We start from the raw sequence: 14,067 nt of genomic DNA on the forward strand, positions 1-14,067 counted from the left end.
TCGGCTTTCCCCTGAAGCTTTTTGCAAAAAGCTTCACCAAAAACTTCTTCATGATTACGGAACATTTCAAGGGGGCTTTTGGGCAGCCCGTAAAAAGAAAGCTGCCCATTTTTACGCGTCCGGCAAAAAACAGGTGGAATATCCAGCCTGTATTCACACGGAGACGGTCATGCCGCCATCAACCATAAGCACATGGCCGTTCACAAAACTTGACGCGTCGGAGGACAGGAAGACCGCTGCCCCCACAAGTTCCTCCATATTTCCCCAGCGCCCCGCAGGGATGCGCTGACACAGCCATTGGGTAAAGGCCTGATCCGCCACCAGCTTTTCATTCATTTCCGTCTTGAAATAACCGGGGGCCAGACCGTTGATCTGCAGGCCATGACGGGCCCAGTCCGTTGCCATGCCCCTGGTCAGGTTTCTGACCGCCCCCTTGGTCGCGGTATAAGGCGCGATACCGGGACGGGCCAGTTCGCTCTGCACCGAACAGATATTGACGATCTTGCCCCGCCCGCGCGGCAGCATGTGCCGCGCCACGGCCTGCCCCACGAAGAAAACCGCATTGAGATTGGTGGCGATCAGCGCATCCCAGTCCGCCCGGCTGAACTGATCCAGTGGCGCGCGTCGCTGGATGCCAGCATTGTTGATCAGAATATCAATCGGGCCATGTTCGCGTTCTATTTTTTCGACCCCCGCAATGACGGCGTCCTGATCAGTCACGTCAAAGGGCGCGGTCACGACATCCAGCCCCTCATCCGCCAGCATGGCGCGGCTGGCCTCCAGCGGTTCGGGATGACGACCGTTCAGCACAATTTTCGCCCCATACCGACCAAGGCCGCGCGCCAGGGTCAGGCCGATGCCACGGGAGGCCCCGGTCACAAGCGCCCGTCTTCCGGAAAGGGAGAAAAGGGTAGTGTCGTGCATGGCAATTTCCGCCTTTGTTATTTGTATCATCGACCATAGCACGGACACGAACCCGTGCCCGCACACGTATCCGCGCGCGGCGTGCCATGTCCTGAACGTTTGCGGACGAAAAATTTCAGAAACTGCAGGTCCTGACGAACGTGGCGCCCGGTGTTTGATCCCCTGAAGAACTGCCGCAGCGCACGATGCGCAAGACGGATTGGCGTTCTCCCCGTCCGGTATTTCCCTTTTCCCGCTCATCAGCTTCATTTCATCTGAAAAATCCGTAAATGTCAGGCATCATGCACAGGCATTGCCGGATTTTCACTACACAGCATGAGAACAGGGAGTAGCTTGATGGGATCCAGAATCCTTATTGTCGGCGCGGGGGCTGTTGGCGGGTATTTTGGCGCCCGGCTGGTTGCGGCGGGGCATGACGTCACCTTTCTGGTGCGCCCGGGACGCAGGCAGCAGATCCATGCCGAAGGGCTTTGCCTGATCAGTACCATGGGAGACGAAACCGTCAGGCCACAAATGGTGATGGCGAGCGAAATTGACGGTCCGTACGATATCGTCCTTCTCAGCGTAAAGGCCTATTCCCTTGATGCCGCGATGACTGATTTCGCCCCGGCTGTCGGTCCCGACACCCGCATCATCCCCCTGCTGAACGGCATGCGGCATCTTGATGTGCTTTCAGAACGGTTCGGCCCTGCCGCTGTCATGGGGGGCACATGTTTCATCGTCAGCAAGCTGGACCAGCAGGGACGGATTATCCAGACGGGACCACGACCACGGCTTTCCTTCGGGGAACTGGCCGGTGCGGACACGCCGCAGGATCATGCGATCGTGCAAACCCTTTCCGCCCCCGGGTTCGACACGGTGCTTTCATCCGATATCCTGCAGGATATGTGGAACAAATGGGTTCTGCTGGCGTCACTCGGCGCCATATGCTGCCTGATGCGCGGAACGGTGGGGGAGATCGCAAGCCAGCCTTCCGGCCCTGATTTCGCGCGCATGGTCATCGGTGAATGCACATCGATCGCGACGGCGGCCGGATATCCACTACCCGAAGACAACGTCCAGGGTATCGTGCGAATGCTGACGAAGCCGGACTCCACCCTTACCTCTTCCATGTATCGTGACCTGATGCAGGGCGCCCCTGTGGAGGCAGGGCAGATCATTGGCGATCTGGTAAAACGGGCCCGCGCCGCGCAGGTCGCGACCCCCGTTCTGGATCTGGTTGACCTCAACCTGTGTGTCTATGAACGGCAAAGGCAGGACCGGACCGCATAGACCCCTGCCCGTTCTCATATATATCACAGATCCAGCGTCAGGGACGGCGTGCGTGCGCGTGAACAGCACAGGGCGATCGCGCGTTGCTGCTCGTCATCGCCCAGAACCGTGTCGCGATGATCGGCTTCCCCCGCCAGCAGGGGCACGACGCACGCGCCACACATGCCTTCCTCGCACGCCACCGCCACATCAATCCCCGCATCCAGCAGGGCGTTTGCGATGCTCTGTCCCGCAGACACGTGAACGGTCCGGCCGGAACGGGCCAGCACGACATCGAATGCCTGATCCGACATGGTATTCTCCACTCTTGCCATCCGCGCGGCACGGAAAGGTTCCTTATGGCCCGGATCCGCGCGCCAGTTGATGGCAGGTACGCAGAAACAGGCGGCCTTCATGAACCCATCCAGACCACGCGGCGTGATGATTACATCACCATCGGGGGCATGCAATGGCCCGGGCGAGGCAATCACGCAGGGCGTGGACGAAATGTAGCTGTCTCCTGTCCTGTCGGGCATCGTGAAATATGCGGCAGGGCAAGGCGGGAAATGGGAAAATATTTCGCAAGCAGGAAAGATACGATGACAGGTATGGTAAAAGTAATCCCGAGATGGGATCAGTAATCAGGAGATATCCGCATCCCCTGTTTCATACTTCAGGACATCTGGCCTCCCCGCGATTCCGGTCGCAGGGAGGCCATCTGATACAGCCTGATGTTATGCAACGGACATCAATGGATCGTCCCCTGCGCACCCACGCACAACAGCGATCAGGCTGGCGTATGGATCAGTTTCTTGTTGAGGAATTCCTCGATGCCGAGTGAGGAAAGCTCCCGGCCATATCCCGAATTCTTGACGCCACCGAAAGGCAGCCCGGGCGCCGTCCATGTGGAGCGGTTGATGAAGACCATGCCCGTCTCGATCTGGCTGGCGACACGTTTGCCGCGTTCGATATCCGTCGTGATGACGGAACCGCCCAGTCCATAAGGCGAGTCATTGGCAAGGTCGATCGCCGCCTGCTCATCCGGGACGCGGAAGATCAGGGCGACCGGTGCGAAAAACTCCTGATAGAAAGCGGGATTGTCCTTGGTAATGTTCTCAAGGATGGTCGCCTGCAGGAAATAGCCCGGCCGTTCGACGCGTTTGCCGCCGGTTACGACGCGCGCGCCATGTGCCACTGCCGTCTCGATCTGGCCAAGCACGAGTTTCAGCGCGCTTTCGCTGCAAAGCGGGCCAAGGGTCGTTTTTTCATCCATCGGGTCGCCGACGACCAGCTTTTCAAGTTCCGCCTTGAAGCGGACTACGAACGTATCAGCGATCTTTTCATGCACGATGAACCGTTTGGCCGCCACGCAGCACTGTCCGGTATTGTTCATCCGGCCCCAGACCGCCCATTTTACCGCGACATCCATATCGGCGTCGTCCAGCACGATGAAGGCGTCGCTGCCACCAAGTTCCATGGTGTTTTTCTTGAGCGCGCTGCCCGCTTCCGCCGCGACCGCCTTGCCCGCGCGTTCACTTCCGGTCAGGGCCACGCCGCGCACGCGCGGGTCGGCCACGACGGTTGCGGACTGCTCGTTGGTGATGAACACATTCGAATATGTTCCTTCGGGCGCGCCGGCATCGGCGAACAGCTCCTCAAACATGACGGCGCATTGCGGCACGCCGGGCGCGTGCTTGACGATCAGGACATTGCCCGCCATCAGGTTCGGACCGGCCACGCGCGCCAGCTGGTAATAAGGAAAATTCCACGGTTCGATACAGAACACGATGCCAATGGGCTGGCTGATGATTGTCGCCTTCCCATCATTGACCTTCAGATCGACAGGGGCGAGGAATTTTTCCGCATTATCCGCGTAATAATCAAGGATATCGGCACTCAGGTCCACTTCCGCCTGTGCCTCGCGGAACAGCTTGCCCATTTCGACGGTAATCGGCGTGGCGAAGGCATCGCGGTTATGCCGCATGATTTCAGCGGCCTTGTGCAGGACTTCCCTGCGCTGAGCAAAGCTCTTTTTGCGCCAGTTGTTCCTGTAGGTGGCGTCGGCCGTTGCGACGATGCCCGCCAGCTGCTCATCCGAATGAAGGTCGAATGTCTTGAGCGTTTCTTCCGTGTACGGATTTATGGTCTGGTATTTCATGGTAAAACGGTTCCCTCCCGATATTTTTTCTACGGCCAACCTGAAATTGCTTCGGCCGTGACCACGGCATGCCCGTCATGATGTGAAATTGCGCGACAGATGGCGGGCTGGTCAGCCATGTCTATATACGACCATATATAGTCATGGTCGTACAACAATGTCTTTTACGCTCAATATCACGTGAAATTCGTTATTATGACTGGGAGTTATGCATTCAGGTCAGAACTGCGCGGCATTGCCTTTCCCTGCTGGAGGGTGGGGCAAGGGGCCGAAAGGTCATGATCCCGATTTTGCCATGCGGGATCAGATTTCAGGAAATATTCTGCATATATCAGTAATATAGCATCCATTCATGGAAATGGCTGGCATAAAATACCGTCGCCCTGTCATACATGGTATCGGCGCGGACATGCCAGATATGCCCTGTTGCCCGCAGTTCCTTTTGAAAGAAACAGCAGGGCAACAGGAAGAAGCCGAAGATGACCCGGCCAGGGGACGCGCGGTCAGAATTCCAGGCAGATTTTTCCGAAATGCCGGTTGCTTTCCTGATACCTGAAGGCTGCGACAATATCTTCCAGCGCAAATGAACGGTCGATGACCGGTCGGATGGCGCAGTTTTCAAAGGCCCGCACCATGGCCTGCTGGTCAACCCGGCAGCCCACCAGCACCCCTTGCAGCCGGAACTGCTTCAGCAGCATCGGCACGACTTCCAGCCGGCCCGAAACCCCGCTGAGGATACCGATCGTGGAAATATGACCCGCCACACGGATCGCGGCCATCGACTGTTCAAGGGTCGAGGGGCCACCGACCTCGATGATATGATCGACCCCCTTGCCGCCTGTCAGATCCCACGCGGTTTTGCCCCACGTCGTATCTTCGCGATAATTGATCAGGTGATCCGCGCCAAGTTCACGCAGACGCTCCAGCTTCTCACCGCTGGAGGATGTCGCGATCACGGTAGCGCCCGCCATCTTCGCGAACTGGAGCGCAAAGATCGAGACGCCGCCCGTCCCCTGCACCAGAACCGTATCGCCCGGCTTTATATGGTCGTCGACAAACAGCGCGCGCCATGCCGTCAGGCCCGCTGTCGTCAGGGTGGCGGCTTCGGCATGGCTCCAGCCCGCCGGCGCGCGGGTAAATGACGTCGCGGCGGCGGTGACCTCTTCACGGGCATAGCCATCGACGCCATCCCCCGGAACCGTGGCAAATCCGATGACTTCTGGCGCACCGGAAAGCCATGTCGGGAAAAATGTGCTGACCACCCGGTCCCCTGGCGCGAATTCCGTCACGCCCGGGCCGACTTCCACCACGTCGCCCGCGCCATCAGCCATGGGAATTCGTGGCGTCGTGGGTCCCCACATGCCGCTGACGACGGCGTAATCGTGATAATTGAGGGACGAGGCATGCAACCTCACCCGGATTTCGCCCGGGCCGGGCGCGCGCGATGCCACCTCGGCGATGCCGACGTTCGCAAATCCCCCGGGCGGCTGCACCATGATCGCCTTTGGCATGATCACCTCTCCTTGTTTCGTGAACGACCGGGATATCAGAGGACAGAAGCGATTTCCAATCCGTGCCCCCGTCTTGTGGCCCACACATGCGTCGTCCCCGGATTGGTGCTGATGCCGGACGCCGCGCATGTTATGACGAATTGCCATGTTCCGACATGGATCACACCGACCGGAGGCCACACCCATTTCCCGCAAGCGCACCCGACAGCCTGACACCTCCCACGAAAGCCTTGCGTCATTCACGCCTGCGACGCGCGCATGGTTCCGTGACACCTTTGGCGCCCCCACCCCGGTGCAGAGCGCCGCATGGACGGAAATCCGCAAGGGGAAATGTGTCCTTGTCATCGCGCCCACGGGTTCGGGAAAGACCCTTGCCGCGTTTCTTCAGGCCATCGACGGCCTTTTCCGCGCGGGCGAAACCGCGCCGCCCGTTTCCACCAGACGCCCCCGGACGACGACAGGGATCATCTATATCTCCCCCATCAAGGCGCTTGGCGCGGATGTGCAGCGTAACCTGCGCATTCCCCTTGATGGCGTCAGTGCGGCGCGTGAAGAACAGGGCGCGCCGCCTGTCACGATAACGGTCGGGATGCGCACCGGCGATACCACGCCGTCGGAACGCGCGGCCCTTGTCCGGCGACCGCCCGATATCCTCATCACCACGCCGGAATCCCTTTACCTGATGCTGACATCCAATGCCCGTGAAACGCTGCGGGATGTCAGGACCGTCATCATCGACGAAATCCACGCCGTCGCCGGGACCAAGCGTGGCTCCCACCTTGCGCTGAGCCTTGAGCGGCTGGACCGCCTTCTGCAGCGCCCGGCGCAGCGCATCGGCCTGTCCGCCACCGTCCGCCCTGTCGAACGGGTTGCAGGCTTCCTTGGCGGGGCGCAGCCGACAACGGTGGTCAATCCGGCATCGTCGCGCCGCCTGGAACTGCGCATTGTCGTTCCGGTGGAGGATATGGCCGACATCCCCGCCACCGGCGGCCCCATCGGCGGCACGTCCCACCCAGCCCAGACGGGATCGATCTGGCCCCACGTGACCGCCCATATCCTCGATCAGATCGAGACCCGGCGTTCGACAATCGTTTTCGTCAATTCACGTGGCCTGGCGGAAAAGCTGACGGCGCGGCTGAACGAACTGTATGCCGAACGGCATGAGGCCCAGTCACCCACGTCCCCTGCGACGCCTGTCCATTACGAGTCATGGTCCGGGGGAACGCAGGGACGCGCGACCGGGATCACGCCGCTGATCGCGCGTTCCCACCATGGATCGGTATCCAAGGAACAGCGCGGGGAGATAGAGGCCGCCCTGAAATCCGGCGAACTGCGCTGCGTGGTCGCGACCTCCAGCCTTGAACTCGGCATCGACATGGGACTGGTCGATCTGGTGATCCAGGTCGGCGCGCCACCCACTGTGGCCAGCGGGCTTCAGCGTATCGGCCGGGCGGGCCATCAGGTGGGCGGACTTTCGACCGGGCTTGTCTATCCGCGTTCCCGGCGGGACCTGATCGATGCGACCGTAACGGCCCGCTGCATGCTCGAAGGCAGGCTGGAGGCACTCTCCCCGCCGCGCAACCCGCTCGACATCCTTGCGCAGCAGACGGTGGCCGCCGTCGCGATGGATATGCTGGGGGTGGAGGACTGGTTTGCGACCGTCAGGCGGGCCTGGCCGTTTCATGAACTGTCGCGCAAGGCCTTCGACGCCACGCTTGAAATGCTGGCGGGGCAGTATCCGTCCGACGAATTCGCCGAATTCCGCCCCCGGCTGGTGTGGGACAGGAAAGAAGATACCCTGAGCGCGCGTCCGGGCGCGCGGCAGCTTGCCGTCATCAGCGGGGGCACGATCCCCGATCGCGGCATGTTCAGCGTGATGCTTCCCGAAGGGGAGGAAAAAGCCGGCGCGCGCCGGGTCGGCGAACTGGACGAGGAGATGGTCTATGAATCCCGCGTGAATGATGTCATCACGCTGGGTGCCTCCTCATGGCGGATACAGCAGATCACCAATGATCAGGTGATCGTCGTGCCTGCCCCCGGACGCTCCGCGCGTCTGCCGTTCTGGCGTGGCGACGGCCCCGGCCGTCCCGCCGAACTGGGGCAGGCGATCGGGCAGTTCCTGCGCGAACTCGACACGTCCGTCGCGCGCACGGGGATCGAGGACGCCGCCAGCCGGCTGGTGGACACGCAGCTCAGGACGCTTGGCCTGGATGCCAATGCCGCGACCAACATCGTGCGCTATGTGATGGAACAGCACGAGGCGACGGGCGTCGTGCCCACGGATGAAACCCTTGTCATCGAACGCTGCCGCGATGAAACCGGCGACTGGCGCGTCATCCTGCATTCCCCCTATGGCCGGCGCGTCCATGCCGCGTGGGCGCTGGCCGTGGCGGAGCGGGCGCGCGGGACCTTCGGGATTGACCCGTCGGTGGTCGCCAGCGACGACGGCATCGTGGCGCGCGTGCCCGACGCGGGCGGACGCGTCCCGGGGGCTGGGCTTTTCACGTTCGATCCCGATCTTTTGCGGGGATTCCTGACAAATGCCGTGGGGGGATCCGCGCTCTTCGCCTCGCGCTTTCGCGAATGCGCCGCGCGCGCGCTGCTCCTGCCGCGCCGCAATCCGGGCAAGCGCTCACCCCTTTGGCAGCAGAGGCTGCGTTCGGCGCAGCTGCTGCAGGTGGCGCATGAACATCGCGACTTTCCCATCCTTGTCGAAACCGCGCGGGAATGTCTGCAGGATGTCTATGACCTGACGGCCCTGCATGACCTGATGGGTGGCCTGCAGGCGGGAAAGATCGCCCTGGTCGAAGTGACGACCGAAACCCCCTCCCCGTTCGCCGCCACGATGCTGTTCGGCTATGTCGCGCAGTTCATGTATTCGGACGATGCACCGCTGGCCGAACGTCGTGCCTCCGTCCTGTCGCTGGATACCGGCCTGCTTGACGACCTGCTGGGGCAGGTTGATTTCAGCGAAATCCTTGACCCCGAGGTCGTGGCGCTGGTCGGGCAGGAACTGGGCCGGACCCTTCCCGATCGGCGCATCAGCGGCGCGGAAGGGATCGTGGACCTTCTGCGTGAACTCGGGCCGCTGACGCTGCCGCGCATCACCCGCAGCGTCGCGGAGGCGGAGGCCGGAAATGTGGGCGCGTATCTTCATGAACTGCAGCGTGCATCGCGTCTGATCGCGGTCGATATCGCGGGCGAGGAACACTGGGCAATCATCGAGGACGCGGGCAGGCTGCGCGATGCGCTTGGCGTACGACTTCCTGATGGCATTCCCGATGCGTTCCTGCGTCCGGCCGATGATCCTCTGCGCGACCTCCTTGCCCGTTACGCGCGCACCCATACCCCTTTTACCACCGGCGAAATCGCCAGCCATTTCGGGCTTGGGACGGTGGTGGCGGACAGGGGCCTGAACGAGCTGAGCGACCGGGGCACGGTCCTGAAAGGCAATTTCGGGGTCGAAAGAAAGCTGGAGGAGGAGGCACCCGCCACCGTGGGCGACCTGCCCGTCGCGAAACATGAATGGGTATCGGCGAAAGTCTTCCGCCGTCTCCGCCTGCGTTCGCTTCGCGCCGCGCGGGATGCCACGCGGCCCGTGCCGCCACAGGCCTATGTCCGCCTGCTTGCCGAACGGCATTACCTGTGTCCCGCCGTCGGAACCGCCGGTTTCGCTGCGGCTGCGTCAATTCCCGGACACGGATGTCTGGAGGGGATTGATGGCGTCATCCGCGTCATTGAACAGCTGGTCTCCCTGCCCCTGCCAGCCTCCCTGTGGGAAACGCATATCCTGCCTTCGCGCGTGCGCGACTATGCCCCGCACATGCTCGACAGCCTGCTTGCCAGCGGTGACGTCATCTGGCTTGGGCACGGGACCATCGGGGATGATGACGGCCATGTTTCCCTGCACCTGCGCGACATCGCGGAACAGACGCTTCCCGCCGCCCCGTCAGTCCCGCCGGAGGAACTGTCCACGCTCCAGAACCGGATTTTGCACATCATGGCGGATGGGGGCGCCTTTTTCGTGCGTCAGCTGCGTGACCTGCTGCATCCCGACGCCATGCCGCCAGCCGGAATGGAGCGCGCCACGACCAGTGATATCCGCTCCGCCCTGTGGGGGCTTGTCTGGCATGGCTATGTCTCGGCGGACAGCTTCGCGCCGCTACGGTTGCTTGTCACTCCGCGCGGACCATCGCTGGCAGAGCGCAGGCCAGCACGTCCCATGCGACGGCATGGCGGGATATGGGCCCCGTCCTCGCGCCTTCGTCCGCCTGGCGCCGCGTTGCAGGGCGCGTCACGACACGAAGACGCCACGATGCCCGGCCGCTGGTCCGTGATTCCGTACAGGCCATGCAGCGATACGGAGCGTGGACTGGCAGTCGTGGAAAAAATCATGGACAGATACGCCATCGTGACCCGCGGAGCGACAATGGCAGAGGACGTGAATGGCGGCTTTCCGGCGCTGCATCCCTTCCTGCGCCGCATGGAGGATGCGGGACATGTCCTGCGCGGAAGATTCGTGGAGGAACTGGGCGCGGCCCAGTTCGCCGATCGCGAGACGATCGACCGCCTGCGCGATCTGGCCACGGCCCCGACCGCAGAACCCGTCGCACTTGCCCTCGCCGCACTGGATCCCGCCAATCCGTATGGCACGATCCTGGCATGGCCCGTGCACGGTACCGGCATAAGACCGGTGCGGCGCAAGGGCGCGATCGTCGTCCTGTGCGACGGGTGTCTGACACTCTATCTGTCGCATGGCGGACGAAGCCTGCTGACATATTTCCACCCGGATGTCCCCCGTAGCCCGGCCATGGCTTCCGCATCCTTCACGGCACTGGCCTTGATGCTGAAACGTGAAAAAAGGGCCATGTTCACCGTGGAGACAATTAACGGGGAACCGGCAGGCCGGTCATCGCTGGTCCCTGACCTTCGTCAGGTCGGGTTCTTTGCCCTGCCAAAAGGATTGGGATGGCGTGGCTGATACGTCGTTTTTCAAAACTTTTTTTGGAAAACGACGTATCAGGTAAAGCTTTTAACGATCGCCCTTTTCAAAGCTGGTCGCCAGCCACTGGTCCATGAGGGCATAGGACTGTGCCGTCGCCTGTGGATCATACCGGCACTGTCCCGTCGTGGCGGTCGCCTCCGTCTCTGTAAAGCAGTGAACCGCGTGTCCGATCACCAGGAACTGCCACGGTGCGGGGCTTTGCCGCATTTCCTGCATGAAGGATCCGAAATCCGGCGCCGTTGCCTCATCATCCGCGCCATTCATCGCCAGTACGTGGGCATGGATCTGTTTCGCCAGTGCCGGATTGTCCGTGCTGAGATTGCCGTGGAACGACACGGCCGCCGCAATGGCCGCGCCACTGCGCGCAAGGTCAAGCACGGCGGCCCCGCCAAAACAGAAACCGATCGCCGCAAGGCGAGACGGATCAAGCGGTGCCGTATCCACCTGTGCCCGGAACTGCTGCAATGCAAAGTTGACGCGCCGGCGCATCAGCGCCCGATCCACCAGCAATGGCCCGACAGCAGCGCGGGCCTGCGCCGTATTGCGCGGCCGGATACCAGCGCCATACATGTCCGTCAGCAGGATGACATAGCTCTGCCCCGCGATCTGTTCAGCCTTGTGGATGGCATTGTCATTGACCCCGAACCATGCGGGCACCATCAACAAGCCGGGCCGCTTTGTCGTGACCGCATCGTCATAGACGATGACACTGTCAAAACGCGTATGTTCGAAATCCCATGACACGGGCCTTGCCACCATTCGCGCCTGTGCCACCGGCCCGAACCCGGCAAGCAGGCAGGACAGGACGAGTATCAGCCAGCAGCGCGAAAGGAAGGATGAAAGCATGGTCCGCATGGGGCCCCCATGAAATGGCTGATGAAATAGCTGTGTCCGGATCATAAATCCGCCTGCGTTTCCATGCGGATCCCATTATCGTGACTGTTATGTTTCCACCGTATAAACTGTCCGCATGAATGAAAATGCGATAAATGCTGCCTTCTGGCACGCGAAATGGCAGCGCAATGAGATCGGCTTTCATGAACGCCAGCCCAATGCGTTCCTGATCCGCCACTTCCCTGCGATGCATCTTGCGGCCGGGTCGCGCATCTTCCTGCCCCTGTGCGGAAAAAGCCTCGATATCCACTGGTTGCTGGCACAGGGATATCAGGTCCGCGGCATTGAACTGAGCGATATTGCAGTCAGGCAGCTGTTTGCCGAACTCGGCCTGACCCCGCGCATTACCACGATGAACAGGCTGCAGCGTTTCGAGGCGGGGGAACTGTGCATTTTTGTCGGCGATTTCTTTGACCTGACCCGGCATGAGCTGGGACCTATCGACGGGGTGTATGATCGCGCGGCACTCATCGCCCTGCCCGCGCCTGTCAGGCAGGGTTATGCCACGCACCTGATTTCGATTACGGATGCGGCATCCCAGCTTCTGATCTGTCTTGATTATGACCAGTCATGCCGCCCGGGTCCGCCCTTTTCAGTCGATGAGGCCGAGGTCCGACGGCATTATGAGGACAGGTTTCAGCTGACCTGCCTGGAAAGACAGGACATCCCCGGTGGCCTGAAGGGCACCTGCCCGGCGGTGGAAACCGTCTGGAAGCTGGAACCCCGCAGCGAACCAGCACGGTAAGCCATCATTTCGTGCCGCCCATCAGGCGGAAGGCGATGCCCGGCCATATCCAGCAACGCCGTCGGAAAGGGAAATCGTGGCGAATGATCCGGTCGAACCGGGGTAAAGCGAGGCGGAAACCTGATGTCAGAAATGTGAACCTGTTTCAGGATGTTGGAAAATTATGAATATATAACAACGCATTATTTCAGATGCATGACAGATAACCGGATGTAATCCCGTCGTCAAAATAATGTAAAATTTGCATATCAGGCATGAAAAAACATACACTCTCCCTCCAATAAGCGAGGGAGGATAGATCATGTCAGATATTACGGCGCTTATTCTGGATGCGGGTGTCTTCGTGCTGCTGCCGTGGATTGCATGGCGGCTTATGCAGCGCGCCATCCCGATCGTTGTCCTTCCGATCCTTGTCGGCATTACTCTGGCCGCCTTCCATCTGCCGGTCGGGCGGCTGGGGATACCGTCCGTCTATGGCACCGATATCGGCTGGGTGGCGGTCCTGATCCTTGCCTTTACGGCGGGACTGGAAATGTGGCAGCACCCCGGCGAGGATCCTTCTGCGCAGTCCGTGCCTCAACCCTCTGTCGGGCGGCTGCTTGGCGGGGCGTTCGTCGCCATGGCGGTGCCGTTCTTCGTCGGTTCGGCCCTGATCTATCAGTTTTTCCTGCCCCTTCGCGGGTGGCAGCCCCCCCACGCAACCGGCGTGATCGCGGCGCTGGGCATCGGGCTGTGCATTGCCGTAAGCGCCCTGCCGGTTCTGATCGGTGTGGTGCGGGAACTCGAACCCGCGCAGAAACCGCTTGGGCAACTGGCGCTCAAGCTTGCGGTGGTTGATGACGCGACCCTGTGGATCGGGCTGGCCGCCCTGCAGTTCGCGGCAAGGGGATCGGCCGCGCTGCATGGCTGGAGCGCCATGCAGTTCCTTGCTGTCGGCCTGCTGGCAGGTCTTGCCCTGATGGGAAGCTGGGCGACGCGCAACCTGCGCCATCCGCCCTTGTGGCTGATCTGGGGCTGCCTGCCGCTTTATCTGGCGGCGGGTTCGTGGGCGAGCATGCAGCTTGGGCTGCATGAACTGATCGGGGCGTACTTCGCCGGGGCCGTCATGCCGCCGGGCTGGGTCCGGCGCCTGCCGGTGGAAAAGGTCGGGACGTTCGCCCTGATCTGGTTCGCGCCGATGTTCTTTGGTCATAGCGGCCTGCACATCAATGGCGATGCCCTGACATGGCCGTCGGTCCTTGCCTCCGTCATGCTCGTGGTGATCTCCATCGCCTCCAAAATGGGCGGGGTCTATCTGTTCGCGCCGGCGGCGGACCTGAGCGGGCGGCAGAAGCTGGCGATCGGCTCACTCCTGCAGTGCAAGGGCCTGATGGAAATCGTGGCGGCCACGATCCTGCATGCCCAGGGCATGATTTCGGAATTCGCATTCACGTCGCTGATGCTGCTTGCGGTCATTTCGACGATACTGACAGGCCCCCTGTTCCAGTTCGTCGCCCCGCGCCCGCGCAAGGCCCCCGCGCCCCGCGCATGCCAAAGGGTAGTGCCCGTTCAGGAATAAGGCACATTCATGCCCAACCGC

9 protein-coding genes are annotated in these 14,067 nt (G+C 61.5%); 4 read left to right on the plus strand and 5 right to left on the minus strand.

The features are described from left to right. Nucleotides 1-153: 153 nt before the first annotated feature. A complete protein-coding gene (locus tag NJLHNGOC_RS03460; protein ID WP_206059699.1) occupies nucleotides 154-924 on the minus strand; it encodes an SDR family NAD(P)-dependent oxidoreductase in 771 nt (256 codons plus the stop codon). 336 nt (nucleotides 925-1,260) lie between these two features. Here NJLHNGOC_RS03460 and NJLHNGOC_RS03465 point away from each other — a divergent pair, with 336 nt between their 5' ends. Continuing rightward, on the plus strand, nucleotides 1,261-2,196 hold the full coding sequence (locus NJLHNGOC_RS03465; protein ID WP_113595112.1) for a ketopantoate reductase family protein: 936 nt from the start codon (nucleotides 1,261-1,263) through the stop codon (nucleotides 2,194-2,196). Nucleotides 2,197-2,219: 23 nt separating this feature from the next. Here the strand turns inward: NJLHNGOC_RS03465 and NJLHNGOC_RS03470 are convergent, their stop codons facing one another. The 3 genes from NJLHNGOC_RS03470 to NJLHNGOC_RS03480 form a co-directional block, all read right to left on the minus strand. Beyond that, entirely contained in the window at nucleotides 2,220-2,711 is a 492-nt protein-coding gene (locus NJLHNGOC_RS03470) for a 2Fe-2S iron-sulfur cluster-binding protein (RefSeq protein WP_113595113.1), read from the minus strand. Between the two features lie 251 nt (nucleotides 2,712-2,962). After that, nucleotides 2,963-4,333, minus strand: a complete 1,371-nt coding sequence (locus NJLHNGOC_RS03475) for an NAD-dependent succinate-semialdehyde dehydrogenase (protein ID WP_113595114.1) — start codon at nucleotides 4,331-4,333, stop codon at nucleotides 2,963-2,965. A gap of 503 nt (nucleotides 4,334-4,836) precedes the next feature. Next, nucleotides 4,837-5,844, minus strand: a complete 1,008-nt coding sequence (locus NJLHNGOC_RS03480) for a zinc-dependent alcohol dehydrogenase family protein (protein ID WP_113595115.1) — start codon at nucleotides 5,842-5,844, stop codon at nucleotides 4,837-4,839. 145 nt (nucleotides 5,845-5,989) lie between these two features. On the opposite strand from NJLHNGOC_RS03480, the gene NJLHNGOC_RS03485 reads away from it, so the two are divergent. Beyond that, a complete protein-coding gene (locus NJLHNGOC_RS03485; protein WP_113595116.1) occupies nucleotides 5,990-10,825 on the plus strand; it encodes an ATP-dependent helicase in 4,836 nt (1,611 codons plus the stop codon). A gap of 51 nt (nucleotides 10,826-10,876) precedes the next feature. Here NJLHNGOC_RS03485 and NJLHNGOC_RS03490 read toward each other — a convergent pair whose 3' ends face one another. Further along, nucleotides 10,877-11,695 (minus strand): dienelactone hydrolase family protein, encoded by an 819-nt coding sequence (locus tag NJLHNGOC_RS03490; protein ID WP_113595175.1) that lies wholly within the window; start codon nucleotides 11,693-11,695, stop codon nucleotides 10,877-10,879. Between the two features lie 139 nt (nucleotides 11,696-11,834). Between NJLHNGOC_RS03490 and tmpT the strand changes: the two genes are divergently transcribed. Together tmpT and NJLHNGOC_RS03500 are read left to right on the plus strand one after the other, a co-directional pair. Further along, nucleotides 11,835-12,488, plus strand: a complete 654-nt coding sequence (gene tmpT, locus NJLHNGOC_RS03495) for a thiopurine S-methyltransferase (RefSeq protein WP_113595176.1) — start codon at nucleotides 11,835-11,837, stop codon at nucleotides 12,486-12,488. A 301-nt stretch (nucleotides 12,489-12,789) separates the two neighbouring features. Then, complete coding sequence (locus NJLHNGOC_RS03500) at nucleotides 12,790-14,046, plus strand: cation:proton antiporter (protein ID WP_113595117.1); 1,257 nt, start codon at nucleotides 12,790-12,792, stop codon at nucleotides 14,044-14,046. Nucleotides 14,047-14,067 lie beyond the last annotated feature (21 nt).

The organism is Novacetimonas cocois, from assembly GCF_003311635.1.
Lineage (GTDB): Bacteria > Pseudomonadota > Alphaproteobacteria > Acetobacterales > Acetobacteraceae > Novacetimonas > Novacetimonas cocois.